The organism is Actinoplanes sp. NPDC026619 (assembly GCF_040638295.1).
GTDB lineage: Bacteria > Actinomycetota > Actinomycetes > Mycobacteriales > Micromonosporaceae > Actinoplanes.
Genome location: NZ_JBEZYA010000008.1, coordinates 343,490 through 369,265, shown reverse-complemented (window position 1 = coordinate 369,265; position 25,776 = coordinate 343,490). Strand labels below are relative to the sequence as shown.

25 protein-coding genes are annotated in these 25,776 nt (G+C 67.5%); 4 read left to right on the top strand and 21 right to left on the bottom strand.

The genetic code is table 11. The features are described from left to right. Nucleotides 1-113 precede the first annotated feature (113 nt). From AB0E90_RS20540 to AB0E90_RS20500, 9 genes are all read right to left on the bottom strand, one after another. Nucleotides 114-620, bottom strand: coding sequence for a hypothetical protein (locus AB0E90_RS20540; protein WP_360407543.1), 507 nt, complete (start codon nt 618-620; stop codon nt 114-116). 585 nt (nt 621-1,205) lie between these two features. Continuing rightward, on the bottom strand, nt 1,206-1,928 hold the full coding sequence (locus tag AB0E90_RS20535) for a trypsin-like peptidase domain-containing protein (RefSeq protein WP_360407582.1): 723 nt from the start codon (nt 1,926-1,928) through the stop codon (nt 1,206-1,208). Between the two features lie 589 nt (nt 1,929-2,517). After that, nucleotides 2,518-3,303 (bottom strand): DUF2442 domain-containing protein, encoded by a 786-nt coding sequence (locus AB0E90_RS20530; RefSeq protein WP_360407540.1) that lies wholly within the window; start codon nt 3,301-3,303, stop codon nt 2,518-2,520. Further along, nucleotides 3,300-3,626: a DUF4160 domain-containing protein gene (locus tag AB0E90_RS20525; RefSeq protein WP_360407579.1), complete on the bottom strand. Its 327-nt coding sequence runs from the start codon at nt 3,624-3,626 to the stop codon at nt 3,300-3,302. Before AB0E90_RS20525 ends, AB0E90_RS20530 begins: the two co-directional genes overlap by 4 nt. Before the next feature lie 459 nt (nt 3,627-4,085). Next, nucleotides 4,086-4,550 carry a hypothetical protein gene (locus tag AB0E90_RS20520; protein ID WP_360407537.1) on the bottom strand — a complete coding sequence of 155 codons (465 nt, stop codon included), beginning with the start codon at nt 4,548-4,550 and terminating at the stop codon, nt 4,086-4,088. Nucleotides 4,551-4,552: 2 nt separating this feature from the next. After that, a complete protein-coding gene (locus AB0E90_RS20515) occupies nt 4,553-6,631 on the bottom strand; it encodes a hypothetical protein (protein ID WP_360407535.1) in 2,079 nt (692 codons plus the stop codon). 65 nt (nt 6,632-6,696) lie between these two features. Continuing rightward, nucleotides 6,697-8,349 carry a hypothetical protein gene (locus AB0E90_RS20510; RefSeq protein WP_360407532.1) on the bottom strand — a complete coding sequence of 551 codons (1,653 nt, stop codon included), beginning with the start codon at nt 8,347-8,349 and terminating at the stop codon, nt 6,697-6,699. Between the two features lie 74 nt (nt 8,350-8,423). Beyond that, the gene (locus AB0E90_RS20505) at nt 8,424-9,974 is read right to left on the bottom strand and encodes a site-specific integrase (protein WP_360407530.1); all 1,551 of its coding nucleotides are present in this window, start codon (nt 9,972-9,974) and stop codon (nt 8,424-8,426) included. Nucleotides 9,975-10,181: 207 nt separating this feature from the next. Further along, entirely contained in the window at nt 10,182-11,114 is a 933-nt protein-coding gene (locus tag AB0E90_RS20500) for a hypothetical protein (protein WP_360407527.1), read from the bottom strand. Between the two features lie 160 nt (nt 11,115-11,274). Here AB0E90_RS20500 and AB0E90_RS20495 point away from each other — a divergent pair, with 160 nt between their 5' ends. The 3 genes from AB0E90_RS20495 (at nt 11,275) to AB0E90_RS20485 (ending at nt 13,398) form a co-directional block, all read left to right on the top strand. Then, nucleotides 11,275-11,436 carry a hypothetical protein gene (locus AB0E90_RS20495; protein WP_360407524.1) on the top strand — a complete coding sequence of 54 codons (162 nt, stop codon included), beginning with the start codon at nt 11,275-11,277 and terminating at the stop codon, nt 11,434-11,436. Between the two features lie 341 nt (nt 11,437-11,777). Continuing rightward, the gene (locus tag AB0E90_RS20490) at nt 11,778-12,062 is read left to right on the top strand and encodes a hypothetical protein (RefSeq protein WP_360407521.1); all 285 of its coding nucleotides are present in this window, start codon (nt 11,778-11,780) and stop codon (nt 12,060-12,062) included. 607 nt (nt 12,063-12,669) lie between these two features. Continuing rightward, nucleotides 12,670-13,398 (top strand): HNH endonuclease, encoded by a 729-nt coding sequence (locus AB0E90_RS20485; RefSeq protein WP_360407518.1) that lies wholly within the window; start codon nt 12,670-12,672, stop codon nt 13,396-13,398. A 99-nt stretch (nt 13,399-13,497) separates the two neighbouring features. Here AB0E90_RS20485 and AB0E90_RS20480 read toward each other — a convergent pair whose 3' ends face one another. Continuing rightward, entirely contained in the window at nt 13,498-13,947 is a 450-nt protein-coding gene (locus AB0E90_RS20480) for a GIY-YIG nuclease family protein (protein WP_360407515.1), read from the bottom strand. Between the two features lie 74 nt (nt 13,948-14,021). Continuing rightward, nucleotides 14,022-14,273: a hypothetical protein gene (locus AB0E90_RS20475; RefSeq protein WP_360407512.1), complete on the bottom strand. Its 252-nt coding sequence runs from the start codon at nt 14,271-14,273 to the stop codon at nt 14,022-14,024. A 10-nt stretch (nt 14,274-14,283) separates the two neighbouring features. On the opposite strand from AB0E90_RS20475, the gene AB0E90_RS20470 reads away from it, so the two are divergent. Further along, the gene (locus tag AB0E90_RS20470) at nt 14,284-14,517 is read left to right on the top strand and encodes a hypothetical protein (RefSeq protein WP_360407509.1); all 234 of its coding nucleotides are present in this window, start codon (nt 14,284-14,286) and stop codon (nt 14,515-14,517) included. A gap of 94 nt (nt 14,518-14,611) precedes the next feature. On the opposite strand, the gene AB0E90_RS20465 is transcribed toward AB0E90_RS20470, so the two are convergent. From AB0E90_RS20465 to AB0E90_RS20420, 10 genes are all read right to left on the bottom strand, one after another. Further along, on the bottom strand, nt 14,612-15,745 hold the full coding sequence (locus AB0E90_RS20465; RefSeq protein WP_360407506.1) for an alpha/beta hydrolase: 1,134 nt from the start codon (nt 15,743-15,745) through the stop codon (nt 14,612-14,614). Nucleotides 15,746-15,774: 29 nt separating this feature from the next. Beyond that, nucleotides 15,775-16,248, bottom strand: a complete 474-nt coding sequence (locus AB0E90_RS20460) for a MarR family winged helix-turn-helix transcriptional regulator (RefSeq protein WP_360407503.1) — start codon at nt 16,246-16,248, stop codon at nt 15,775-15,777. Then, nucleotides 16,245-17,357 carry a M23 family metallopeptidase gene (locus tag AB0E90_RS20455; RefSeq protein ID WP_360407500.1) on the bottom strand — a complete coding sequence of 371 codons (1,113 nt, stop codon included), beginning with the start codon at nt 17,355-17,357 and terminating at the stop codon, nt 16,245-16,247. The genes AB0E90_RS20460 and AB0E90_RS20455 overlap by 4 nt, the downstream gene beginning before the upstream one ends. Next, nucleotides 17,354-17,815 carry a hypothetical protein gene (locus AB0E90_RS20450; protein ID WP_360407497.1) on the bottom strand — a complete coding sequence of 154 codons (462 nt, stop codon included), beginning with the start codon at nt 17,813-17,815 and terminating at the stop codon, nt 17,354-17,356. Before AB0E90_RS20450 ends, AB0E90_RS20455 begins: the two co-directional genes overlap by 4 nt. 139 nt (nt 17,816-17,954) lie before the next feature. Beyond that, nucleotides 17,955-18,242 carry a hypothetical protein gene (locus AB0E90_RS20445; RefSeq protein WP_360407494.1) on the bottom strand — a complete coding sequence of 96 codons (288 nt, stop codon included), beginning with the start codon at nt 18,240-18,242 and terminating at the stop codon, nt 17,955-17,957. Continuing rightward, nucleotides 18,239-18,856, bottom strand: a complete 618-nt coding sequence (locus AB0E90_RS20440) for a hypothetical protein (protein WP_360407491.1) — start codon at nt 18,854-18,856, stop codon at nt 18,239-18,241. Before AB0E90_RS20440 ends, AB0E90_RS20445 begins: the two co-directional genes overlap by 4 nt. Then, nucleotides 18,856-20,712, bottom strand: coding sequence for a TraM recognition domain-containing protein (locus AB0E90_RS20435; RefSeq protein ID WP_360407489.1), 1,857 nt, complete (start codon nt 20,710-20,712; stop codon nt 18,856-18,858). Before AB0E90_RS20435 ends, AB0E90_RS20440 begins: the two co-directional genes overlap by 1 nt. Beyond that, nucleotides 20,709-22,286, bottom strand: a complete 1,578-nt coding sequence (locus tag AB0E90_RS20430) for a hypothetical protein (RefSeq protein WP_360407487.1) — start codon at nt 22,284-22,286, stop codon at nt 20,709-20,711. Before AB0E90_RS20430 ends, AB0E90_RS20435 begins: the two co-directional genes overlap by 4 nt. Further along, nucleotides 22,283-23,821, bottom strand: a complete 1,539-nt coding sequence (locus AB0E90_RS20425; RefSeq protein WP_360407484.1) for an SCO6880 family protein — start codon at nt 23,819-23,821, stop codon at nt 22,283-22,285. Before AB0E90_RS20425 ends, AB0E90_RS20430 begins: the two co-directional genes overlap by 4 nt. Further along, the gene (locus AB0E90_RS20420; RefSeq protein WP_360407481.1) at nt 23,818-25,422 is read right to left on the bottom strand and encodes a hypothetical protein; all 1,605 of its coding nucleotides are present in this window, start codon (nt 25,420-25,422) and stop codon (nt 23,818-23,820) included. Before AB0E90_RS20420 ends, AB0E90_RS20425 begins: the two co-directional genes overlap by 4 nt. Nucleotides 25,423-25,776 lie beyond the last annotated feature (354 nt).

The window sequence follows — 25,776 nt, the reverse complement described above, 5'->3', positions numbered from 1 at the left end:
GGATCGACCCCGTCACCGGCCGACACCGGCTGCTTGTCAGATGAAGTGGACACGCTCACAAGGATCTCCGATCCCCGCCCTCAGGTCATCACCCCAGAGTCACACGGGGTGTCTCACCTGATCTTGACTGAGAGGGCATCGCTGATCGTCTCCAGCAGTTGCACATGGTCGCTGGAAGGCATGTCGGTGACGTCGGCGATGTCGAGCCATACCAGGGGCATCAGCCGGCCACGCCCGTGCAGGAGTTCGCTTAAGTCGGCGAATAGCTCACCAACTGGAGTCGTGACGGGGGATGGTGGCCGGACGCCAGGCCCGGCCCAGAGGCGGTTGTACCAGTCCACGGTCGATTCGCCACGCTGCTGATCGACGCCGCTGTTGGACTCCAGGTTCGACGACCACCGCTCCAGCTGGGTACGCGCGACGATGCTTGCACCAATCGGCTGCAGGCACATCATCAGACGCACCGCGGCGACGACACTGTCCAGGCCCCAGGCTAGATGGTCCGGCCAGGTCGGGCCGCGATAGAAGGGGGGACGCCCTTGGCTTGCACCTAGTTCCTCGGCGGCGAGCCCTAGAGGAAATTGGCTCGTCAGCAGCGGCGGGCCGATGCTCTGCATCATCTGTCCAGAGCGAACGATCCGCTGAAGCGTTGGTTGTGTCGGGCGATTAACGCCTCTGCTATAGCATCGTGCCCACGTTCGTGCAGAGCAGCCTCGAACCCCGCCACCGTCAGCGGCACGCGTTCTCCCCGCCGATCCGCACTCCGTCCGATCTTCGATTGGGCTCGCTGGGCGGCTCGGCGAGCAGACCGTGGACGGACGCGCCGCCGTCCACCACTCTGACCTGGCACGCCCACGCTCCGTCGTTGCGAGATTGCTCTGCTACCGATGTGCGTCCAATGTAGGCGCCCGCCGGTAGGGCAGCCAAGGCAATTTCGGTAGTCAGGCTCATCTTGGGAAGCGTGTCCGCGGTGCTGCTCTGAACATCGCTATCGACGGGTTCGGGCAAGTTATGGCTGGGGCAGAGGATCCGGCATCGGCGAGCCCGATATCTAGGCCAAACTCAAGCTTAGGCGCCGCCGTTGGCGTCACTCCTTCTCCCGTTCCGCGGCGCTGGCTCGGCGTCCGCCGGCCTTGGACTTCGTTCGCGGCGGTAAGTTCAGCGTGCCATCTCAGCGGCAGCCGAGTTGCCCGTGATAAAAGCGTCTAGTCCTCAGGTGGATCGAGCAAGGGCAGAAGTGGCTGAATCGTCGAGCCGTAGCAGTATGGCGGATTCTCGTCACTCGCTGACACTCCACGGGAACAGACTCCGACCACCTCGTTAGTTCCCGTCCGAAAGATCGGACCGCCGCTCATTCCGCCAGGCATCAAGCAAGGCATTTCAAACACCGGAGCAGGAATACCGGGAACCTCGTCGTGCATCCGTGTTACAACTGTCGGAATCGCAGCGAGCGCGCCTCCCGTTGTGATTACCTGTGCACCTTCGTTAACGGATTCCCCTCCATGTAAGTAGCCAACCATTGTCACCTCGTCGCCAACCTTAACTGGCGTTCCCGAAAATCCCAGGGATTGCATTTCCCTCAGATCGTTGTTTGGTCCGGCTGGCAATGCGAGCAGACCCAGGGCAAGATCCGTGGCGGCGCCCGCAGCATTGCGAAATGTTTTGAGGTCAAGAATAGGAATCAGAAAAGGTTTACTAGTTGGCACGTAGAGCGCTCCCGGCATCCCTCTCTCTGACACTGGGGAAGACCTCGTTTCCCACCAAATGTCATGCAACTCTTCTGCCACGTGATTAGCTGTGATCAAGCACCCATCAGAAGTGGTGACAAATGAACTACCAACGAACCCATACGCGTATGACGCCGAGGACGATAGGCTAAGAACCACTGGAAGCAGAGACGTCAGCCAGTCATCATCGCCTGGCTGCATAATTGCTGACGGAAAGTTCACGCAATGATTCTACTTCGCGCCATACATACGGGATCCAGCCGTCGCACATTCATCCTTTTGAGGTGTTTCTTAGAATGGCAGCGAATACGATTGCCCAACGTTCCCCTCACTCTCGTCGGCAGATGTGCGCAGCCGATCAAGGGGCTCGCGGACTCTGCTGTCGTGGTGAAAGCGCCGCCGACTCGACCATACGTACTTAGCCGGGACGGGTGGAGTTCAGTCCCGACGCCGCGGCATGCCGGCCCGGACCGCCGGAGGCTGGCCCGCAGGCCGCTCCCGGCACGGCCGCTGGAGGCGCCCAGCAACAAGGCGCCGCGGTCGTTCGGCCTGCACACCTCGACCAGCATGTCCTCAGTATCTCAACGATCAACGACAGGCCGCCGTTTCAGCAGATCACCAACGCGAACCCCACATCGAGAGGGAGCCTCATTCCGCGCACGGTCGGCGGCAGGTGTGCACTAGAACTCCGCCGATCAGCGGATAGGAAATGTGCAATCGCTCGGACGAGCCTCTTGGCGACGTTATCGTGGCTACGAGGCCTACTACGGAGATGGCACTGGACTGCGGGTCAGTTCCCAGTCCTCTTGCTTGCCGCTGAGGACTTAAGCGGCGGCGTCATCTTTTGGGCCGCTGTCCGCTTAGACGCTGTGCTCTTGGTAGTAACCTTGCCGCTTGTCATCTTTGCGGCTGCCTTCTTAGCGGCCATCTTTTGACTGCTAGCCGCTCTGGCTGCCGATTTAGCGCCGGTAGCACTCTTCGCCGTCGCGGCCTTTGCGGCTGCCTTCTTGGCGACTATCTTTTGACTGCTAGCCGCTCTGGCTGCCGATTTAGCGCCGGTAGCACTCTTCGCCGTCGCGGCCTTTGCGGCTGCCTTCTTGGCGGGTGATGCCTTCTGGATACCAGCCGTCCCCGACACTTTGATTGCCGGCAGCCCCGTCTGTTTGGGTACTCTGCGAGGCAATCTGGTTTCCGTGGAAAAGCTCGGCAAAAGTGTTCGCTTCGAGGTCGGTCCTCTTAGCTTTGCATTCCCTCCTTTGGCTGGCCGTCGCACCGAGTCCTGGATTACTACACGTTGGAAGTCAATCGAAAGCCCTTCGGCCCACGATGGAGTTAACCCATGCCTCAAGACATCAGTGTCGATATTGGCGCCATTGGGCCACTCCAGTGTTCCAGTTATGGAATCGATGAAGTAGGCGGCGAAAACCCCTGGATCCTCAATCAACGGCTGGAAGATTCGGCCATGCAGATAAGGCAGTAAATCAATCCTGATGATTGCGCCGTCTTCAAATTCAATTTCGACCCAATGGTCGCGCAGGCGCTCTACGGCTCGGATCCGAGTCCTCTGGTAGCTCACCGCGAAACACCCCCAGCCGTCGCTGAGAGTGCTGGGGGTTCGCCATCGCCTGCAGCAGTGGCGACATATTCTGCCAGAGAGCGCAACTCTTCCCCGGCGCAAGCGTCATCCCACGCGAGGAGCAGCGCCTCGCGGTGCTCGGTCACCCATTCCAAGATCTTCCTTTGGCCCTTCCGTGGGAAGGTGCCCGGCGGTAGCTCTTCACCGGTCTTGATGACTACCCTACCGTGGGTCTCCGCCGTGTCCACGTGGACGTGCGGTGGAGAATGATCGTTATAGTTGATGCTGATCCTGGCACCCTCAACGTTGGCCAGCCTCGGCATCCGGGCGTTCTCCTCGCGTATAGGCATGGCGTGCGCCGCCGCGCATCCGGATAGTAAGGCACGATCCGGGTGGCAGGGGCAGCTTTACCCATATGGGTGAATGGACCCTCATGGTGGTCAACATGAACGCGACCCATAGATCACCCTCGGTTCATGAAGCGGACCCGGCGACGTGGGTTTCAGCCATGATCCATGTCTCGATTTCGATCCAGTTTTAGGTCGTACAGGGTGCACTGTCATCGGCAAATCCGAGTGTCCCGCGTGGTGGTGAGCGTCGCGCTCCGTAGCCGACGATTCTGTTCGCTTGCGTCCGTCAGGCCCCTTGCTCGCCGCAGCAGAAGATGCGGATGTCGATACCGGTGGGTGCTTGGTGGTGTACGCGGCTCTGCACTCAGCCATACGTCGATACCGACATCCGGTGAGGTAGCACCGTGGCGGCTCTTTGAGGGCTGCACGTCTTTAGCCCGTTGATAGCGGGAATCGGATGAGGTTGTCGGGGATCTCGTCGGTGCCGGTCGCGTCGGCGGCGTATTCCGATCGCGTTGCGTCGCGGGTTCTGGCGGGTTCGGGCGTCTCCGAGCGGTTGGGTGTTGCGCGGAGAACAGTGTTGGCGAGGGTCAGGTTCGTGACGAGCAGCCGGAGTTTGTCGATCTCGGCGGCTTGGTCCGCGACGGTTTTCGTTAGCTTCTTGACGGCTTCCTGGAGTCGTTTCTCGGTGTCGGGGATCTGCTGGGTTTCGGTGCGGACCCGCGCGTAGAACTCGGTCTTCAGGTCGGCGTGCCGCTTGATGAGGGCCATGCGGTGGACGCCGGCCTCGAGGGCCAGGGCGACGACGGTGAGGCTGCCGTTGGAGGTGGTGGCCTGTCCGGTCAGGAGCCGGTCCATGGCGGCACGGATGCGGGCGCGTTCGTCGTCGTGCTGCACGGTCACGCCAACTCCTCGGCGGTGCGGGCGGTGGCGTTGTGGCCGTCGGCGAGTGAGCGGAGCCGGGCGGCGTCCCGGCGAAAGCGATCGCCGAGGGGCCCCGGCGAGTGAGCGGCGAGCAGGTCTCGATCGTCGGCCTTTTCGCGGAGGCTCCGGGTGTGTGTGTCGGTGCGGATCGCGTTGCCGCAGCCTTGCTCGCAGACGTCCTGGCGGGGCGCGTTCGCGTCGGGGTCTGGGTCGCAAAGCGCGGTGCTGTGGTTGAAGACGCAGATAAGCATCGCGCTGGGGTTGTCGAACAGGACGAGGCCGTCGCGGGCAAGGTACTTGGCGGCCTTCTTCGCGTATTGGGCAGGAACGAGGCGCCCGGCGAAGCGGGGTGCGGTGGCCGCGGCGGTGAGAGCGCGGCGGGAGGCAGAACCGGAGATTTTCTCGCCGGCGGCGAGGCGGTCACGCAGGTGGGCGGCGGTGTCGGCTGCGGCGAGGGCGGTCTCGACGTCGAGGACGCTGTGCAGGCCGCCGCTGCTGCGGCTGGCGTAGCCACTGGAGGTGCGGGCGTCCAGGACGGTACGCATGTGCCCGTACTGGATCGCGAGAGCGATCAGGCCACCGGGTCGGCGGGCGATGTGCCAGGCCAGGGTGCGTCTGAACCGGGACAATCCGACGGCGCCGTGCGGGTCATTGGGGATGACTTGCCCTGGCAGCCCTTGTATGTGCGCTTCGCGGTTGGCCCACTGGATGAAGTCCTCGATGCGGGAGTTCATGGCGAGGCTCTTCAACGCACCCGGATAGCCTCGCTGGAAGATGAAGTCGTGGTGAGTAGCGCTGAAGAGCAGTTCACCGGCGGGGACGATGCGTTCCAGGACGCGAATGGCGTGGACGACGGGGGTGATGGCGACCCACGGGACCTCGCGTTGTTCGCCGGCGGAGACGTGGTTACCGTCGTCGTCGGTGACGTTCTTGTAGTGGCGGCCGCGGATGAGGTGCCGGCCCGGGGTGCCGTCAGGGGCAAGTTCGGAGTCGGGGCAGCAGCCCGAACGCAGGCTTTGGACTTCTTGGGGGCGCATGCCCGTGAGATAGAGGCAGATGATCAGGGCGGCGGTGCCGAGCTGTCGCATCAGGTCGCCGGCCTCATTGAAGTCGAGGTGTTCCCGCCACGGCCTGTCACCGATCCGGCCGGTGACCGGGATTTGCATGGGGCATCCGCCAGGTCGCTGGGTGGCCAGCGCGGTTAGATCGTGCGCCTGGTTGAACCGCTCGACCTGCCCAGGGCTGGTCCCGGTGGTGGCGGCGATGAATGTGCAGGCCAGTCTGTCGGCGCCGTTGCGCTTGGTCGTCGGCAGCGGTGCTCCACTGGCGATCAGAGGGAGCAGGTATGCCGCGAGCGCGCCTTGCCCGGCGGGGCCGGTGGAGGGTTTGGCGGCGATGTCGGTCAGGCGGCGGTTCTCGGCCCAGGCGGCCAGGATGTCGTCGGCGAGGTCGTCGACCATGCGGATCGCCCAGACCAGCAGCGGCCCGATGACTTGCGGGTCCAAGGGCTGGGTCGAGTTCTCCCCGCCGCCGGCACTGGTAGCGGCGGGGAGGTAGGTGTCGACGCCCCCGGTCTCCCACGGAGGCTGGACGACGCCGATGCGGCAGCCGGTGAGCTGGTCAAATGCCCACAGTTGCGTCAGCCAGCCGAGAATCTTCGTGAGGTGCTTGCGGGTACCGCCATCGGCGCGGCGATCGGCTACGTAATCTCGCCACTGATCGTGGGTGCAGGCAGCGAGGTCGGTGATGCCGCGCCGATGGAGCCACCGCGCCAGGAGTATCCACTCGCTGACGACGTCCTGCATGGAGCCGGCCGACCATCGGGTACGAGCCTTTGCCCCGCGAGTTTGCACGTAGGTGGCTCTCAACTCCCCGTTGATCATGACCCAGGCGACGACCTTGATCTGCTCGCGCAGCTCCGCGGGACACCTCACCCAGCGGATTTTGCTGAGTTGCGCGGCGGGGTTGTCGATCAACGGGGCGAGCGACCAGGTGAGGTCGCTGTAGCGGGAGTTGGGGTGCCGATTGTCGGGGCTGATCCGGTGCGGCAGCACGACGGGGTCATGCGCGGTGGGTGTCGGTAGCGCATACCGGTCGTCCTCGACGGCGAGGCCGGTTGTCACGGGGCGAGGTGTCCTTTCAGCAGGAGGGTGATCAGGGTGCGGTCGTCCGCGGTGACCTGGGCCAGCGCGGCCGTCCAGACGGCGGAGCCGACCTTGCCGCGTAGGTCTTCGAGCCGCAGCAGGTGCTCACTCCAGCGTGGGGTCCAGTGCCGATCCGGCAGAGCGGAGCGCAGGCTGTGCAGCTGCTGGTGCAGGTGCGCCAGGCGGGGATGGTGGCCGGGGTGGACGTGAGCGTTCGGGCAGGCCAGGCAGAGCAGGAAGTCCGCGCCGCAGCCCCCGTCCGGACCCGGCCAGGGGCTGCTGGTCTCGTCCGCGCAGTCCGCGATCACGGTCTGCTGGCGCTGCCGGTCCGGCTCCGCGTCGAGGCGGCCCTTGAACACGACGTCGCGGGCCTGCTCGAGCGCTTCCAGGGCGCCAGCCTCGATGGTCTCCTGAGAGGCCTGTTGGACCCGCTTGTCGGGCAAGACGTAGACACTCTCGTGTGTGCCCCGAGCATGCTGCAACGGACCGTCACGGACCACCGTCGTTCGTCGCGTGCGCTGGAACGGTGAGCTGCCGAACTCGTGGTGCTGGGTCCACCACTTCGCGTCGACCCCGGAAATTCCGAAGCGCAGCGGTCCGACCGGTCGCGGCCGGTCCAGCAGCCGGTCCTCCATTCCGACCCGAGCGGTGCGGGCAGTCATCAACAGATCGACGCCGGGTGCCAGGGCGGCCGCCAGGCGGCGGCCGTGCGCGGTTGCCTCCAACGCCTCGGTGATCAAACGTCCTGGAGAGCCTGGGCCGGAATCGGTGATGTTTTCCGTGTCGAACCAGCGGCCACCGCCTCTGCGGCGTTTCTCCACCTGGACGTGGTAAGTCACCGACCTCGTCTCGCCGGCCGACGGCGTGGTGACAGGGGTTGGCATGCGGTCGAAAACGGACAGATTCCAGCCGAACCGGTCAGTGAACAGGACCGCCAACGCGGTCAACTCCATGCGAGTAAGAAACAGTCTTCCCCATGTGTGTTCCACGGCCTGCCCGCCGAGCAGCCTGCGGTTGGGCAAGTAGGGGCCGCCGCTCGGGCCGACTCCGCGCGGAACGTCGCCGGTGCGGGCGAGGTGGTCGAGTGCCTGGCCGATGCGTTCGTCGCTGCCGCCTGCCGGCAGTTGCCCCAACCGCCAGCGTTGCAGCAGGCTGGTGTTCGTCCGGATGCGCATCAGCGCCGTCCGGAACTGCCGGGTTGCTGCCAGACGTACCCGGTCACGTTCCGCGTCTTCATACGACTGCTTGCTAGGCGCGGGTTGGGGAACGCGGCGTGCAAGTTCCTCTGCCACCGCACCGACCTGGAGCCGGGGATCTCGTCGCAGCAAAGTCCGAATATTTCGCAGCGTAGTCCTGCCGGTGTTGCTCGCGATGTTCTTGGCGCGCCAGCGTTTGAACATCGCCAGGGTCACCTCGTGCAGGTCCTGAGGCGGTCGCTCGAACTCGGACAGGAACCGCGTGAAGACTACGAGTTTGGCCCAGTAGCTGCCGGCGCTCTGATGGCTGGTCCAGTGGCGCGACTGCTCGGCGAACGCGGCTGCCAGGGAGCGCTGCATCGGCTGGGGAGCCGGCAGACCGGCGAAATCGAACGTCTTGGCGAGACCCTCACGGTTGATCACCGTCACCACCAAGCCCTCCGCGGCCAGGACGGGCTCGACCCGGAAATCCGCAGGAGGCCGAACCGCCGGGTGACCCCGCCCGCTCACCGGCGGTCCCGCGGCAGCTTGTCGACCAGCGTGTCCACGTCTTGAATCCCGGAGGTCTCCCGTGCCAGCCGGGAGAACACCTCGTCCAGATCCTCAACCCGCCCTGGCGACGCGCCAGCGCTGTCGTCAGCGGCGGCGAGGATCGACTCGAGCTGCAGATGCGCGACCGGTGACAGATAATGCCGCTTGGTCGTCTCCACGTCCGCATGCCCGAGCAAAGTCTTGACCAGGAACCACGGATCGCCGAACAACAGGGCGAAGTCCCGTCGGTCCGCGGCGGTCAGCCCGAAACGGGCTTCCATCAGCTGGTTCAACACGATCAACATGTAAAGCGCGAACGAATGCCGACAAGCGTGTGGCGTCGCGTACGGTGTCTTGCCCCGCACCTCCGCCGTTCGGAAACCCCGCCCCACCTCACGCTCCTCCGCGGCCAGCAGCACCCGCTCGCAGCGCAGGTTCGCCTCCCGGAACACCCCATTCCACTGCTCCGGCGGCATCGGCGTGCCCTGCTCTGTCAACCACAACCAGGCCGGCTCCAGCCCGTCAGGGCCATCGACGAACAGCCACTGCCGTTCCCGCCAGCCCAGTCCACCCAGCCGCTGCCGGCCCACCGTGCCGTCCGGCTCCTGCCAGCGCACCACCGGATCCTGGCCCCGCGACACGCTTGTCAGCCGCCGCACCAGCGGCAACCGGTCGTAGCGGCCCTGATCCTGTGCCCGCTGCACCGCCCAAGCCCGTTCCGACTGGACATACGCCTCGACCTGACCAACCGCGTCTACACCCGCGTAGAACGTGCGGTCCCTCTTCGATCGGGTCACCGCGCCGGCCACCCGGCCGTGCAAGTACCGGCCGGACCGTAACCGCTGCGACGGGACCTCGAACGTCAACAGCGAGGCGCCCTCTTGACGGCGCAGGCCCGAACTCAGCAGCAGCTGCACGAACGACGTGTTCCGCAGCTCGGCCCGCGATGCCCAGTCCAACGCCGCAGCCCCGCTACGAGTGTGGCCGCGCAGCCCGATGTTCGACCACAGCCCCCACGTCCGCGGCGTCAGCCACGACACCCGCGAGCTCACCGCATGCGCCGCCCGGTCCTCCCGCCGCGACACGTCCACCGGCAGCGGCGACACCCCAGCCCACCGAAACAACTTCGTGAAAGCGGCCGCCTCCCGATTCCACTTCGCCCCGCTGATCCGCCGCGGATTCTCCGGCGCCCGGCACCGCCACGCCCGATAGTCCGCAAGGTCCCGCGCAGACGCTTCCCGCCACGGCACACCACGCGACCATAAGAAGTCCAGCAACAACCGAATGTCCGTCGCGTAGTTCCGCTTCGTCTCCCGCTCAAGCCACCGGAAGTCGTTCGAGCGGACGAACTCCAAAAGGTCCAAGTCGACCGTGAAATCCGGCGCGACAAACGCCGGATCACCCGCCTGCAAACCTAGCCCCACGACCGCCCGCGGCAGGTCCCTCACCCCCAGCACGGCCTCCGACAGCGGGCCCCAGCCACCCGGATCCGGCACCCAAACCACACGCCACTCGCCCACCTGCATGCCTCCCCTGACCTCTTGAACACAAGAGATCATCAGGGAACTTCAGACTCCGGACGGTCGGTGGCGGATAGAGGCGATCAAGCGTGCAGGACAGGACCGCTTCCGGCTCTTGCACGACGGCAACGTCATTGATGGGCTTTCCATCGCTGCGGTGGAGAGCCTTCTGAGCGAGGCGGGCGTGGACATGGCCGACTTCGTGAATGCCAGTCAGGTACCCGCGTTGGCCGAGCGCAGAGGCATCGCGTAGCGCTCGCCGTCGTGCGCGGTGAGGAACACAACGTCGCCCCCGAATTCAGGTGCGACGGCCTCGTGTTCTTCGCCGAGTTCCAGTTCAGCAGGGTCCGGCATCGGCATGTTCGCCACGGTGGACACGTACACGAGCGCTTCCACCACTTTGTCGTTGATGACCTGCATGAGGCTGCTGAGACTGCGATATTCAGTCGGGTCGTCGCGGATCGGCAGGCTGAGCACATATGCGGGTGCCAGGCGAAGGTCGACGACGTGCCTGTTTGGTGGCCGCTTGAGCTTCAACCGGGCAACGACAGCTCCGTCGTCCGCGGGCCCGTCAGCATGCCACTCTTCAACGACTTCCAGCGGATACGGTGAGTCGACGTCGATCGGCCCAAGGTCGATCGACGTGCGGCCCACGACATGCACTGCCCGGTGTTTGTCGACGTTGCTGAGCCACCGGAGGATCTCTAACGGAGACGTGTACGCCTCGTCGCCGCCATGGAACGGTTGAAGCGCCTCGATAACGTCCCACACGTCGCCCGCGAGCAGACCTTGAAGGTCGCGGCGCCGCCGCTCGAATTTGGCCAGCACCGTCTCGATGGGAAACTGGACCAAATTCGGCTTCGCAGGCACGCCAGAGTGTTCCAGCACCGCAGCCCAGAAGATGTGATCCAAGGCGGCACGCAGGTTGGTCACGATGTCGCCCAGATCGACGCTCCAGTGCGGTGGAAAATCCCGCGTGACCCGAAGCCGCCAGTACATCCTGATCAGAGGATCGGTGCGGTCGCCTGCGTTGTCGAACCGTTCGTACTCGTGCGAATCGGTGGCGAAGAACTCGCGAGTGCTTCGGGCGAGCACCCGCTGATGCTCCGTTGCCCGAGCCCATTTCATCCACCACGACTGTTCCACGCACCCACGGTAATCGCCCCCACTAGCGATTTTCCATTCGCCGAGCAGAACCGGGTCGCACACTCTCGTTGCACATCGTCGACTGCGACCATGCCGAGGCGAACTGCGCCGCGGCCGCACGAGGCTTTATCGCGACGCATCATGATCCAGGGTCAGCATCGTGGCCCGCGGAGGACGCAACACCGCACTGATCAACCTCGCCGCCGATCTTCCCGCCCCGATCCTCGCCAATCTCCTCGGCCCGCACATCGCGACCGCGGTCCGCTGGACGAAGTACGCATGCCGCGACTGGCAGGCGTCCTACTGGGACTTTCGGCGATAGTTGTCACCAGATGGGAGCTGAGACCAGCAGCGGCCGCGACCAAGTTTCGGCGGTAGTTGTCACCGATTTCCGGTTTTGGGTGTCACCGGTACGGATTTCGGCGGTGACTGGCACTGGATTGCGCCGACCTGCATCGGACGCCCATCACTCTCGGTAACGTGGTGCTGGTCAGGCCTTCGGCAGCGAGCACGATCGGCGGCGTGTGAGTAACTTGCCACCCGTCAACGTCCGAAGCTCCCAAAGCGTTCGCTCGCCGCCGCTGACAAGCAGTGCGACGAACCATCGACTTCAAGTCGGGCAATCGCCGGCCAGGCAGAGGATCAGGCCCGTAACTTGGCCACATGAACCCAACGTTTGCCCAGGTGCGAGGGGCGGCCAGCCATAATTTCTTTTCGGCCGTCGAGTACTCCGGCAGTCTCCGCCTCCGCATTAATCCTGAGAACCAGGTGCCAGCGGGTGCTACAGCCCTGCAGCTCAACCGCTATTTGGACGGCAGAATCCTTGACCTCGTGAACCATCTTGAAGAACAAGGTATCCAGGGGGCGATGGCATTCACCTCTGACGACGGATCCGACTCGTCGAACGGCAAGCAACACGTCAGGATTTCCATCGAAGGTGGTTTGTAGGTGCCGGCACGGTTCGTCGGAGCACTCACATCGGCTAAATCCGCGCATCGACGCAATCCGCACGCCGTGACGGAGGGTTGCCGTGAGGCCGTAAGAGCGACCTTCGTCCGGCCCTTGGGGGCGCTGGCCGGTGACATGACCGCCGAAAGGTGACAACCAATATCGAAAGTCACACCTACATCGCAGCCCGCCACCACGCTACCCACTAGGGAAGTCGAACATGCGTACGATCAGCTGGTGGGCGGCACGAACTTGGAGCGAGAAGCAGCGCAGGCACGGACGGCGTACTTCGCCGCGGCGCGTCGATTCACGGAGGCGTTCGCATCCATGCTGGCCGTCGGAGTTCCGCTCGACCCCGGTCGTCCGGGCCACGTGCGGGATTGGAACAGAGCCGACGTCGAGGTCCTACGCGAGCTGCACGCCGCACTAGGGGAAGTACTCGACACGCGACGCCGGTGGGACGGCACGCGCAAAGCTGGACCTGGTCTTCGACGGTGAAGCGACGTCCCGCCCCCGTACCCAGCCGAAGAGGAAGGAGACCACTGCTCAGGTCTGGGTGGTTCACGACGATGGTCGAGCTAAGTGTGCTGACCGGACAAGGGACCTGATGTTGCTGCGCGATGAGCCGACCAGCGATGACGAGTGGTATCCGATCTGGAAGGCCCATCCGATAGGTCCGGCGGGCATCAGCACGACTGAGTCCGGCCAGATCTACACGGACCTCGGCTACAGGGCGGACAGGGCGGCGAAGCGGGCAGGGAGACGACAGTTCGTCGTGCCAGTCGACAGGAATTCTCCGCCGAAGCAGCGGCAGCTCATCCGCGGTGAAGGGACAGGTCGGAGTGCCCACCTGGTCCGGGAATGGACGGAACGGGAACAGGCCGAGACCGAGGAGTCCGCCCTCACCGAGCGGGCGGAGCGGGTGCGGCAGCGTCGGTGGCAGATGCGAACGGAGCGACCAGAGCAGCCCGCATTCCGTGCGGGCCTGAACAGAGCCTACGGCGGCCGATGTGTCATCTCAGGGGTCTCGGCTCCTTCAGCGCTGGAGGCAGCCCACATTGAGCCGTACGCTAACGGGGGGCCGGACGACATGACTAACGGCCTGCTCCTGCGGGCCGACCTGCACAAGTTGTTCGACGACTTGCTGCTGTGGACCGACGACGACCTAACGGTGCGGGTCGCGGAGTCAATCGCGGATGAGGAGTACCGCCGTTTGGACGGGTGGCGTCTGCGCCCGCCGACTGATCGGGCGGACGAGCCGGACGCCGTTGTTCTTCGCGTGCATAGGCGCGCCTGCCAGCTCGAGCAGGCCGCCCGCGTGAGCGGGACTGCCTGATCGGTCAGTTCGCTGGCGCCATTCATCCTCAAAGCCCTTGGCCGTGAGTCATTTCCGCGCGGACGCAGACCGTCACCCGACCGGCGGAGAACATCTCCATCAGGTCGGCGACGGGTAGCATTCCCTGGCGCAACTGGAGGCGATGAACCCCGTCAGCTCGGGGTGGCCCTGGAACCATTCGCGCTGGCGGGGCAAGAGCAGATGGTTGAAGCTCCGGTGGAGCTCGTTCTCCCGTTGCCGGCGTTCTTTCTTGCTGTCTACGGCGATGACGTGCAGCAGCTCCAGGCCGTGGGGGTTGCCGGTGTGAAAGGGTTCCATCCGCTCGTACGGATCGCGGGCCTCACCGATCTTGATGTAGGGGCCGCTGGCGATGAAGTACACGCCGGCGTAGCAGTGCGGCAGGCCTGGGTCGCCGAAGTAGCCGAAGACCGCCAGCTCGGCTTCGGTCATGGCTTCTTTTGGGTCGCCGCGGGTGCCGTAACTGTTGATCACTCGTCGGTAGCGGCCAGCCAGCTGCTTCCAATCCTGATATTCGCCGTAGGTAGTCATCGCTTGCGATTCTCCCCGGCGGTGCGAGCCGTGGCCAGGGCGGCCTGCGCGGTGGCCACCTCGCTACAGAGCCGTTAGTAATCGACGTGGATGGCCAGTTCGGTACGCAGCCGGTCGGTGTCGGCGGCCGCGGTGCCGGCGTGCTCGATGGCGAGCTGGGCGCGGGCGGTGGCGAGCTCGTCGACGAGCCGGCTCGCAGACCGACTCGGGCCGAGAACAGGTCTCGGCCCGCCAAGATCAATGAATACCGCAAAGCCTGAATACCGCACCTGCACCGGCAAAGTTGGCCAGGAGACATTGGTCGCTTTAAGTCGAGTCTCAACCACGTTCGAGTGCTTGGCGGAGGGCTGCCAGACGGTCCGCAGCGCCCCGCGTGCCTGCTACGACCTCCTGCTCAAGCTCGCTGATGCGGCCTTGCTCGGCCAGCAGCTCGGCCAACCGCTCGGCGGCGTTCTCGTTGCCGATGTGGGCATGTTGCTGCAGGCGGCTATCGCCTGGCTCAGCAAGGCCAGTGCCGTCAGCGAAAGCGCGGCGCTGCGAAGCGTCCGGCGGCGAAGTGGGCGGTCGTGACCCTCGGTGGAGGTTCCTTTCCAGCGAGCGTGTCTGGTCTACGGGCTGGTTGCCGGCTGGGCGGATCTTCTGGACCGGCCGGTTGGTCGGTTGGTCACTGGCTTGTGTTGGTGAGCGGTCGCGGGCTGCACGAGGCCGGGGCCGGTCCGTGCGTTGTCCGGTCGAGCCAGGTGTTGATCAGGGTGTGCGTGGGGGTGGCGCTGGTGTGCAGGTTGATGGAATGGCCGGTTGCGGCGACGGTGATTGCCGTCAGTGCAGTGCTGGCGGGGAAGGCGCCGCGTTCGCGCTGGCAGATGTCGGCGGGACGGCTGCACTGCAGGGCGGCACCGCAGAACAGGGCGTCGTGGGTGCCCACGACGAGCAAGACAGGAACGGTGATGGCCCGGCTGTAGGCGAATTCCTGCTCAGGGGTGAAGGTGAGCTCACCGGTCGTGGCGGTCGTCTTCGTGGTTTCGTCCCACCCTGCTGCCCCGGGTACAGCGGTGTCCGGGTCGAGGAAGTAGGTGCCGCGGCTGCCGGGCCGGGTGGTCAGGTAGCCGGCTGGCGTGGTGGTGTGTGCGAAGGCGGGGTCGTCGGCGGCGGGGTGCAGGTCGGTGGTGAAGCGGGTCATCGCGTCGAGGTCGATGTCGTGCAGTAGTCCGGTCAGGATCAGGGCGTCGATGTCGTGGTGGGTGGCGGCTTCGGCCATCCAAACGACCGATCCGTAGGAATGCCCGACACCGGCGACGTGGGTGTAGCGGCCGAGGGTGCCGTTGCGCAGTGCGTGGACAGCCTGATGGGTGACCGTCGCTTCGGTGGCGACGGTGACCTGGTCGGCCGGTGGCCGATCGCTGGCGCCGGTGCCGATCCGGTCGATCATGTAGACCGCGTTGCCGGCGGCCAGGGCCGCGGCGACCTGGTCGGTGCGGTGGCCCGGGCCGGTCCAGTACCGATGGGTGTACGTCAGCCCGGCTACCAGCAGCTGCACCGTGTTGGCGGGGTGGCGGGGCTGGCACAACCATCCAGCGAGCCGGTACCTGATGGCCGGTCCGGGGGTGAGGGTGACCGGCAGGTCGCGCCGCACGCAGGGCGACCGGTCCGGTCGGGCCTGTGCTGGCGCCGCTGTCAGTACGAGCGCGGCCAGCACGAGCTGCAACGCCAGCCAGCCCCGCAGCGCATACCGGGTGCGGTGAGTTCGGGGCCGTTGCGGCTGCCTTCCGGTGGGTGTGGTTTCAGCCTGGTGGTACACGGTTCCTCCCATGGTGATTGCGGTGTGGGTCAGGGTTTGCTGATGCGGTGCAAGGCGATGCCGGCGTCGTGCTGGGCGGCGTCGGTGGCGTGGTCGAGCAGTTCCGACAGGGCTGCGGTCAGGCGGGTGCGCAGGTCTCGGTGGAATTGCAGGCCAGCTGCGGTGGGCTGCAGCAGCCAGTAGCGGTGGTCGCCGGCGCGCGGGAGTCGGCGGATCAGTTGCCGGGCGATGAGGTCTTTGACCGCGAGGGTGACGGTGGCTTTGGCCAGGCCGGTGACCTCGGTGATGGTGCGCGCGTCGACGGGTCGGCGGCCGGTGGCGAGTTGCAATACGTCGTAGCTGGCCCAGGTGAGTCGTGCGTCGCGCAGGACGGTGTGTTCCAGATGCCGCCGGAGGTGGTTGGCGGCTCGGCAGAGCACGGCGACGTGGTGCAGCAGTTCGTCCGGCGTGTCAGTGAGCGGCCGTCCGGATCCGGACGGGGTGCTGGTGGCGTCGGCAGTCATGACCGGTCACCCAGCGGCGCGCCGTGTGCTCGCATGTACTCATCCGGCGCGACCGCGTTGGCGCTCGACAGCTGGCATCGGGTTCTGCCGCAGGTGACGTTGAGGTGGACCTCGAAGTGCAGGTGGGGTCCGGAGGAATGGCCGCTGGAGCCGACCAGGCCGATCGGCTGGCCGGCGTCGACGTGCTCGCCGTAGGTGACGTCGGGTTTGCGGACCATGTGGCAGTAGCGGGTGGCCACCCGACCGGCGTGCAGAATCTCCACGAAGTAGCCGCAGCCCTTCGTGATGGGGTTGCCCTTGGCGTCGAGCTCGCCGTCGATGTCACAGTTGCCGGTGTCGTCGTCGCAGTCGGCGAACACGACTTTCCCGGCGGCGGCGGCGCGGATGACGGTGTTGCGTTTGGCGCCGAGGTCGTCGCCTTGGTGGTTCGGTCGTGACGCGGTGCGGAAGCCCGAGACGATCGGGGCGTGCACGGGTTGGGTCCAGCCGCCTGCCGAGACCACTGGTGGGGTGCCGCAGTCGGCGAGGCTGGCGCCGGGCAGGTTGGTGATCGTGGCGTTGCCGGTGACGGCGGCGACGATGCGTTCGGCGTCGGGTTCGTGTTTGGCGTACGCATCGGGGTAGCCGCTGTGCTGGACTTTCTGCGCGGCGACGGTGAGGTCCATGGTTTCCCAACCGCGTACGCGGTTGAGCGCGTGGTAGAAGGCGGTGGAGGCGTAGACACGGTCGAGTAGTTGGGCGGGTTGTCCCCAGCCCTGGCTGGGGCGTTGCTGGAACAGGCCGAGGGAGTCGTGGTCGTTGCGGGTTCCGAGGTTGCCCAGGTTCGTCAGCCGGGACTCCTGCATGGCGGTGGCCACGGCAACGACCCAGGCGCGGGCCGGCATGCGCAGGTCCGCGCCGACGTCAACGATGACGGCGGCGTTGTCGACCTGGCTGCTGCTCCACCGTCCGATCGCGCCGAGATGCCCGCGGATCTGCGCGCCCGCCGTTGTTGTTGTGCCGGCGCAGGCCGCGGCAGCGGCGTCGTTGTCGAGGACGGCGGCCAGTGGAAGGCCGCACAGCGACAGCAGTCCGGCGCCGGCGACGGCCAGGACGGTGCGCAGCTTCATGGTTGAGCCGGGCGGGCGGTCGCGACCAGCCACCGGTCTCCGCTGTTCACGACGGTGACTTCAACGGTGCCGGCGTCGGTTGGGACGGCGGCGACCACGACCGCTGTGGTGGAGGTGAGCACTCGAGCCGCTCCGGTGACGGACCGGGCGGGCACGGTGGCCGGGTCGGTATCGGCCAGCAGCCGCGCGTACTGCGCGATGACCAGGTCCCGCACTGCCGCATACCAGGAATCCCGGGCAAGGCCGGGCCGGGCCCACGCGGTCACGTAGCCGACCGCAGCGCTGACGGCGGCCGGTGCCGCCGGCGCGCTGGGCGCGGTGCCCGCACCGTCTTCGTCGCCTGGCTCCGGCACCGGGGTGGAGAGGGCCGCCGGTGGTGACTGGACGGGGCCGGTGGCACAACCGGCCACGGCTAGGGCGGCGGCGAACGCCAGCGGCAGCAGCCCTCGCCGGGTCATGGTGTCCTCCCGCGGCCTGCGGCGTCCGGCAGAGGCGATGCTGTCGTGGTGGCGGGCACGCCGATGATAGGAAGCGGATCGTGGTGGCCGAAGGTCGCCGCGTCGACGGCATCGGTCATCGCGCGGGGTGCGGTGGCCATCAGCCGTCCAGGTCCGGGTCGTCGGGGGTCGGGTCGTAGTCGCCGTCGAGCTCACCGTCGCTTTCGTAGTCGAGGCGGCGACGTCGTTCCTCTTCCTCCACTTCGGCCTCGCGGTCGAGGTCGTAGTCGCGGTCGTCGATGGGCACGGGTTCCTCCTGTTCGCTGGTGTCGCGGTCGGGATCGGTGATCCGCTCCCAGAGGTCTTCGACGTCCATGGCCAGGCTGGCGAGCTGGGCGTTGAGGCGGTCCCAGTCGTAGGTGGTGGTGACCTCGGCGGGCTGGCTCATGACTGCTCCGTGACCGCGACTGGCGTGCTCTGGTCAGGGCGCCCGGCCAGGTCGCTGTTTGCGGTCTCGATGGCGGTGTCATGCCAGCTGTCGGGCCAGGTCAGGTCACGGGGCCGGGTGGTGTGGGTGCCGTTGCGGCAGCGGGTGTAGTCGTCCCAGCCGCGCAGCCGGTCCCGAGAGCGGGCGAGGCGTTCGTGCCACAGCAGCGGCCCGTCCGGGTGAGCGTTGTCGTCGTAACTGCTGTGCCAGGCCGCAGCCAGAGCGGTGAGCTCTTCGATCAGCGGCGGATGCTGCGCCCAGCACGCGGGGACTTCTTCGGCGATCTGGTAGCGGTCGACGAACCAGCCGACCCAGTCGATCAGCCACGACCACGTCTGCGCGGCGGCTTCCCGGGTGAGGTCATGCCAGCGCAACGGCCACGGAATCGCCCGCTCAGCGGCAGTGTTGGTGCCGGCTCGGCGGGTCTGCTCGACGACGAGTTGGCGTAGCTGGCGGTGCTGCTGGTGCAGGCTCTCCAGTGCGGCGGCCAGCTGGCTGACGGCGGTGCCGAGCTGGGCGGCCGCGACCATGTCCGGCGGCGGGTCCTCGGGCAGCTGGAAGTCGAAGGTGTCCATCAGCTGGCCTCGGCGAGGATGCGACGGAACGCGTCGCGGCCGGCGGTCAGCTCTTCGGCGTCGGGCCGCTGCCACCAGGCGGGGACGTCAATTTCGACCGGGGGCAGGTTCCCGACGAATGCGATGGCACGTCCGTCGGGCAGGGTGCGCAGGTCGGCGAGGTCGATCAGATGTTCCCGGCGGGCGGATTCGTTGATCGTGGCGCGGGCGCTGCCCCAGCTGGCGCCGGAGGTGACTTCGCTGATCTGTCCGGCGAGGGCTTGGGCGTCGCGCAGTGAGCCGACGTCGCTGCTGCCGCCGATGATCAGCCGGGCGTTGGCCGCGTCGGCGATCGCCTGCCCACCTTTGTCATCCCACCGTTCGCGTAGTTGGGGCAGGTTCTGCGCGAAGACGGATACGGCGATGCCGGAGCCGCCGCCTTCGCTCATCACGCTCGGCAGCGACGGCAGCGGGGCGATGTTGGCGATCTCGTCGCCGATGAAATGCAGCGCCGGTTCGATGCGTCCGCCCGGCATGGTCAGCGCCCGGGTTTTGGCGTGGTAGATGATGTCTTCGCTGATCGCTGCGAGCAGAGGTGCGATCAGTGCCTGGGCGTCGCGGGTGCCGACCAGGTAGAGGGTGCCGGACTCGGCCAGCCAGTCCAGGGGTTTGAATTGGGTGCCGCGCGGCGGCGAACATGCCGCGAGGACGCGGGGGTCGTTGAAGGCGTCCAGCGCGCCGGAGACCACCGATTGGATGGTGTCGCGGGCCCGGCCGGTGGTTTCCCGGTGCCGGGTGAGCCGGTCGGCCCAGTTGTCCACGCCGTGCGCGCGCAGGATCCGTTCGGGCCGGGGGTTGGCCGGGTTCTGTGACCAGGCCAGGACGTCGACCATGGTGGCGGTGTCGTCGAGGGCAGCGGCGTGCAGCAGGCCACGCAGGATGGTGGCGGCTTGGTCTCTGAACCAGCGGCCGTTCTCCACGCTCTCGTCGCCGATCCCGGAGCCGGATGCGAAGCCGGTGGCGCGCAGCATTGCGACGATCTGATCCTGCGCGCCTTCGATCGGTGACCACCGCAGCCGGGGCACCCCGGGGATCTCGCCCTGGGGTTCGAAGATGAAGGTCGGGCCGATGCGGGTGCGGCGGGTGTAGGTGACTTCGGCGACGTCGAGACGGGTCGAGGTAGTCAGCACCGCACCACGGGCGTCGGCGACGGCGGGGATGACATAGCGGGTGGTCTTGCCGCCGAACCGCGGTACGGCGGCGGCGAGCATCGTGTACTCGTTGGCCAGATACAGCGGTCGGCGGCTGATGACGTCGGTGCCGAGGAACCGGGCGACCTCCAGGGGATCGCTGCGACGGCGGCTCTTCGCGGCCGCAATGGCCGGGGTGTCGGCGTCGGTGATCGTCAGGCCGGGCCGGACGATGTCGACCCGATCGAGGACCGCTTCGGCGGACAGCAGCCGGCGCAGATCAGCCCAGCTGGCGAAGCCGGCCCGGCGCATACGGGTCCGGGCGAGCCGGACGGCGGGGATGCCGGGTCCGGGGAGAACAGCGGTGAAGGTGAGCAGCCAGCATCCGTACAGCAGCCACGCCGGCCCCAGCGCGGCGCGCGTACGGGCGGGCCATGCCGCGGCCGGCTCATCGAGGTGGGCGGCGAGGCGAAGCAGGATCGCCGGGCTGTGGCCGATCCCGACGGCGGGCCAGCGGTGATGCGCCAGGAACCCGCTGAGCTGTCCGGCCGCCCACAGCGACAGCACGGCGGCCGACAGCAGCGCGATGAAACTGCCGAGTAGCAGCACCCGTACGCGGATGTCGGCACGCAGGTGCCCCTGCCGCGGTGGGCGGTGCCCCGGTGACGACAGGGATGGCCGGCTCACGCTGCCACCCCCGCCACCCCGGGTTCGGCGTCACCCGTTGAGTCGCTGGCAGGCGGTGCTTCGCCGGGCGGGGTCTGGTCGGCGTTCATGCGGCTGTCGGTGTGCACCATGGCGGTCTCGGCGCGGGAGAGCTGGTGTTTGACGACGTACGAACGCACGCCGATCTTCCACAAGCCAACGCCCTGACGCAGATAGCGCAGCAGGTCGGTCTCCGTGTCGGAGGTGCCCAAGAATTCTCTAGCTTGTTCCAGGCTGCCGGTGGCCTGGCGGTAGGAGACCCGCACACCGCAGTCCTCGATCAGGCCGCGGGCGATGCGGACCTGCTCGGAATCGCCCGCTCCGGATGCGGCCAAGTCGGAGAACCGGTGGAAGGCCAGGACGTTGGCGACGCCGAGGGCGCGGGCGAGTTTGAGTTGTTCGCGGGTGCGGCGGATCAGCGGCAGATGCCGGGCGATCAGTGCGAACTCGTCGTAGAAGCAGACCCGCGGTGGCGCGTCGGGGGCCGACAGTTCGGCTTCCAGCCAGGACTGGGCGCAGGTCATCGCCATCGCGGTCATCGCGTCCGACGAGCGGATCGCCCGCAGATCCAGCACCGCCCCCGCCTGGCTGAAATCGAGGCGGGCCGCGGATGTGTCCGGGCCGTCGAAGACACCGCCGAGCGCCCCGGACACGAGGCGTTCCAGCGCGAGCCGGACCCGCCGCGAGTCGGCCACAAACGTGTCCAACGGGTATGCCAGGCGGTCGAGGCGGTGCGCCCACCGCTCGGGCTGACCGGTCGCGGTCAGCACGCTGGACAAGGTGGGGGTGGCCATCCGGGCCGGCGTGGCGTCGTGTTCGCGGGTGACCGCGTCGACGGCGTACTCGAGCAGGGAACGTTCCGGCTCGCTCAGCGAGCCGGAGAGCTGGATCTCCAGCAATCCCTCCAGCAGCAGCAAGCGCCGGGCGCGCTGGGTGTGCCGCCACTGCTGCTCGGTCTGCCCGGGATGCCGGCGGATCCCCGCAAGGGGGTTCATCACCACGCCCAGGCCAGGTCCGATCCTCACGGGTGTGACGCCGGCCAGGGCGGCGAGTTGCTCGTATTCGCCCTTGTAGTCGCAGGTATAGAAGCGGGTCCCGAACGGGATGCCGCGAAACGCCAGACACTTCAGCAGCGACGACTTGGCGCTACCGATCTCGCCGGTGACCGCCATGTTCGGGGCGGTGACCGCTTTCGCCCGGTACAGCTCATGCAAGCTGAACGTGAACGCAGACCGGCTGTAGACCTCGGTGCCGATCAGCGGGCCGTCGACCGGCAGCCCGGGATCGGTCACGAACGGAAACACGCTGCACAGCTGGGCGGAAGTGGTGACCAGCGGCGGCAACCCGAGCAGCCATGACACCCGCCCGGCCCGGCGCCCATACCCGCCATGCCTGCCCGCTGCCGGCGGACCCAGCAGCCGTCGGTTCGCCTGGTCGAGACCGCGCTGCTCACGGGCGAGGACCTGCTCGGCGCGGGCCAGATCACCGGCGGCAGCCCCCTGGGTGATCCGGTCGGCCAAGGAGCCCGTGCGCCGCAGCCGGGGTTCGCGGGTCATGCAGTCCACCCCCGCATCGGCTTGAGGCCACGGGCCAGCGGGAGCGCGGCGGCGGCGAACGCCTGGTCCTGTTCACCGGCCAGCACCACCGCCTCACACCCGGCGCGCGAGAGGATCCGACGGACCTGCTGGACGTCACGGTTCAGGCCGTCGAGGGTCCGGGCGGTCACAGCGACCATGAGCGCGTACCGGTAGCGCACATGCCCGGCAGCCTGTTCCCGGTCGATCTGCTCGACCGCGCGAGCCTCGTCGTCCTCGCGTGCCGTACGTACGAGACGCAGTTTGCGTTTGGTGACCTCGTCGCCGGCGCGGGCGACCTTCTCCCTGCGGGTGGCCAGCTGCGCGAGACCGGCGGGGACCGGCTGCGCCACCAGCGTGACCGTGCGCCGGCAGGTGGTGCGCATGTACAGCGGTGTCAGCCAGGTAGCGCCGACCGGCTGGCGGGGCATCTGCGCCACCCACAACGTCCGCGAGAACGCGGAATCGTGCTGGTAGGTGGTCCAGCCGACCGTGCGGGCGGCGACCGGCCCGGCCAGCTGCGGCGCCACCCCGGCCGCCGTGCCCGGCCCGCCGGGCGGGGTGCTGGCGCGTAGGTCGACGGCTTCCTGATCGTCGGGATCGAACTGCGTGCGCAGCACCGCGGCGAAGCCGCGCGGCGACAGCCAGCCGCCGGTCGCCACACCCGCCTCGGCGACCGCCGCCTCGATCCCGCTCAGCCGCTCCAGCACGCTCGCCGCCAGCGCGGCGTCGGTACCGCCGCCCTCACGGATCTCACCGGATAGCCGGGCGAGGTCGAACACCACGGACAGGTGGATGTCGTGGCGTTGCGCCGCCGGGGCTGCCGCCGCGGTCAGCTCCGCCAGCGAGCGGTACGCGGCCGAGCTGGTCTCGACAGCCCGGTTGGCGAGGAACCGCTGTGCGCGGTTGCCGGTGTCCGGGACCGCCCGGGCGGTCACCGCCCACCGCAGCAGCCCCTGATCGGTGAAGTCGGCGCCGAGGATGTTGAGCAGTTGCGCCCAGTCGGTCAGGCGGCGGGTCTGCACGTCCCGGTCGGCCAGCACCAGGTTCTCCCCGAAGCAGGTCAGCGCCGCGGTCACCGTCCGCTCCTGGGAATGCACCAGCAGACCGGCTTCGGTCAGGCCATCTGCGGTGATGGCCGTGACCCAGCGGTAGCCGGCCGCCGGGCCGGGCAGGTCCATGTGCTCGGCGACGCTGTTGGGCGCCCACGGGCCGCCCCGATACTCGCTTTGCCCGGCCCCGCGCTGGAGGAGTGCGGCGGCCACGATCGGTAGCCACTCGGTGAGCCGGCGGCCTTTGAACCGCAACAGCGCCAGCACGATGAACGTGACGGTCACCGCGAACAGGGCCGCAGCGATGCCTGGTCGCCCGGCGGCGAGCAGGTTCAGCGCGATGACAGCGGTGATCACCCCGGAGACGACCATCACGATCTGCGACAAGGTGAAGCCGAGCAGGATCCCACGCGTCGCCCGCGGCGGAAATTGGAACACCACGTCTCCGTTCTTCGAGGTCGTCACAGCGGCAGGATCGGCGCTTCGCCGGCGGCAGCCGCCGCCCCGCGGCCGCCCGATGCGGACGACTGGCCTGCCTGCTGATCACCGTCTGATCCCGCTGCGCCGCCCGGATGGCCGTCTGCGGGCCCGCCACCGTCCTGAGGTGCGCCCGATCCGCTGGATCCGGCCGGCGACGAAGCGATGCCGGAGTCGGGACTCGGTCCACCGCCCGAGGTGCCAGCACTGCCGTCCTCGGGTGCGGTGGGCGTCCCGGTGGACACGGTGTGGCTGGCACTGCGGGCCGCGGCCTGAACGCCGTCGGCCTCCTGCCCGTTTGGGGTGTCCGCGTCACCTGATCCCGCGGAGCCGGCCGACTGCTCGCCGGACGTGCTCGCGGGCTGCCCGACCTGGCCGCCGTCCCCGCCGGTCGACGCCGCGTCCGCCGCCTGGCGTCCGCTGCTGTCGCCGCCCACCCCGGCGGCGTCGGCCGGGGTCGTCGGCATGCTCGAGGTGTTCGCGGCCATCACCCCAGCCGCGTTCGCCTCACCGCCCCCACCTCCGCCGGCGCTGCCGGGGCTGGAGGCCCCGGCCGCACCCGCCCCGATCCCGTCGGCGAAGGCGGGCGCCATCGCGAGGGGATTGCCGCCGGCGGAGAGCAGCCCGTAGGCGTTGACGTCGGACAGATAGCCGTCCCACATCGTCGTCAGCCGCAGCAAAATCCACGGAGCGGCCACCATCAGCCAGATCAGCAGCACGGCCCGCACCACCGTCATCAGATCGTCAGAGCCGTACGCCGACCGGCTGCCGTAGATCCAGAGTTCGGCGATGAAGAACTTGCTCGACGCCAGGGCGTTCGTGGTCCAGAACCAGCGGCGGCCCCAATGCCGGGTCTCGGCCATCACCTGCCCGGACATCGCTACCGCGCCGAAGATCGCGGCGCCGGTCGCGAGGATCCCGCGGAACAGCATGATGAAAAACAGCAGCAGCAGACCGATGCAGCCGAACATCGACAGCAGTAACGCCAAGAACAGGGTTCCGGCGCCGCCGGACAGGTTCGTCAGCGCGCTCACCCACTGCGACGGCTCCCACGGCGTTGCCGCGTTCGCTGCGATGACCGCGTTCGTTGCCTGATCCCAGGCCGTCACGATGAGAAACGCCAGCCCGCCGGCGAACGTGATTCCCAGCAACGCCCGGACCAGACCGCCGAGGGTGGCCATCGGGCCCGGGCCGGCGTTGGTCCGTAGTCCGTTGATGATCAGGGAGATGAGGAAGAACACCATCATCAGCAGGACCATCACGCCGGCCACGCTGTTGTAGACGGCGTAGAAAGCGTCGTCCGGCGCTGAGATCGAGGTGGCGGTGAAGACTAGCCCGGCCAGTTTCGACAGCAGGTACACCATGGCCTGCACCGCGATGTCGACCAGACCCTGGATGCCCGACCGGACGCCCGAGGCGAGGGCGTCCTGCGCCTTGCGCTGGATCTGACACGACGCGTCGGTCAGGCCGCAGTCAGCCGGTTTCGGATCCGGGTCGTTGACCTGTTGCTTCCACGTGCCGATCTGCTTCGCGCAGGCGTTGCGTTTCGCTTCCCACTGCGCGTCCCGTCCCGGGTCGGTGCCAGTCAATCCCGGTTCGGTCAGCAGCGCACAATTGATGAGTCCGGCCGGGCCGCTGCCGTCGGTGGGGCCGTCGCCGAATACTGACGCCGAGCCATCACGAGGACGAGCCGCGAGGGTGACCGATGCTGCCGCACACGAGGCGCGGTCAGGGTCGGTTGTGGCGATGCTGCACCGGGTCGCCCAATGCGAACGGCTCCCGGCCGGTGGCTTGTCCACCCGTACCACCCACGGCATGCACCACGCCACTGCCCCCGGCGCCTTCGCCGCACAGTCCGTGGCCGACGGATAGGGCGGTGCCGGCGACGGGGCCGCGTCCGCAGGTGCTGGTCCCGGCATCAAGCTTAGAAGAACGCCCACCAG

Excerpts from the sequence above, each read along its gene's own strand:
- AB0E90_RS20540 (WP_360407543.1), bottom strand. The coding sequence starts at position 620 with ATGATGCAGAGCATCGGCCCGCCGCTGCTGACGAGCCAATTTCCTCTA.
- AB0E90_RS20535 (WP_360407582.1), bottom strand. The coding sequence starts at position 1,928 with ATGCAGCCAGGCGATGATGACTGGCTGACGTCTCTGCTTCCAGTGGTT.
- AB0E90_RS20525 (WP_360407579.1), bottom strand. The coding sequence starts at position 3,626 with ATGCCGAGGCTGGCCAACGTTGAGGGTGCCAGGATCAGCATCAACTAT.
- AB0E90_RS20505 (WP_360407530.1), bottom strand. The coding sequence starts at position 9,974 with ATGCAGGTGGGCGAGTGGCGTGTGGTTTGGGTGCCGGATCCGGGTGGC.
- AB0E90_RS20490 (WP_360407521.1), top strand. The coding sequence starts at position 11,778 with ATGAACCCAACGTTTGCCCAGGTGCGAGGGGCGGCCAGCCATAATTTC.
- AB0E90_RS20485 (WP_360407518.1), top strand. The coding sequence starts at position 12,670 with ATGTTGCTGCGCGATGAGCCGACCAGCGATGACGAGTGGTATCCGATC.
- AB0E90_RS20480 (WP_360407515.1), bottom strand. The coding sequence starts at position 13,947 with ATGACTACCTACGGCGAATATCAGGATTGGAAGCAGCTGGCTGGCCGC.
- AB0E90_RS20460 (WP_360407503.1), bottom strand. The coding sequence starts at position 16,248 with ATGACTGCCGACGCCACCAGCACCCCGTCCGGATCCGGACGGCCGCTC.
- AB0E90_RS20455 (WP_360407500.1), bottom strand. The coding sequence starts at position 17,357 with ATGAAGCTGCGCACCGTCCTGGCCGTCGCCGGCGCCGGACTGCTGTCG.
- AB0E90_RS20450 (WP_360407497.1), bottom strand. The coding sequence starts at position 17,815 with ATGACCCGGCGAGGGCTGCTGCCGCTGGCGTTCGCCGCCGCCCTAGCC.
- AB0E90_RS20445 (WP_360407494.1), bottom strand. The coding sequence starts at position 18,242 with ATGAGCCAGCCCGCCGAGGTCACCACCACCTACGACTGGGACCGCCTC.
- AB0E90_RS20440 (WP_360407491.1), bottom strand. The coding sequence starts at position 18,856 with ATGGACACCTTCGACTTCCAGCTGCCCGAGGACCCGCCGCCGGACATG.
- AB0E90_RS20430 (WP_360407487.1), bottom strand. The coding sequence starts at position 22,286 with ATGACCCGCGAACCCCGGCTGCGGCGCACGGGCTCCTTGGCCGACCGG.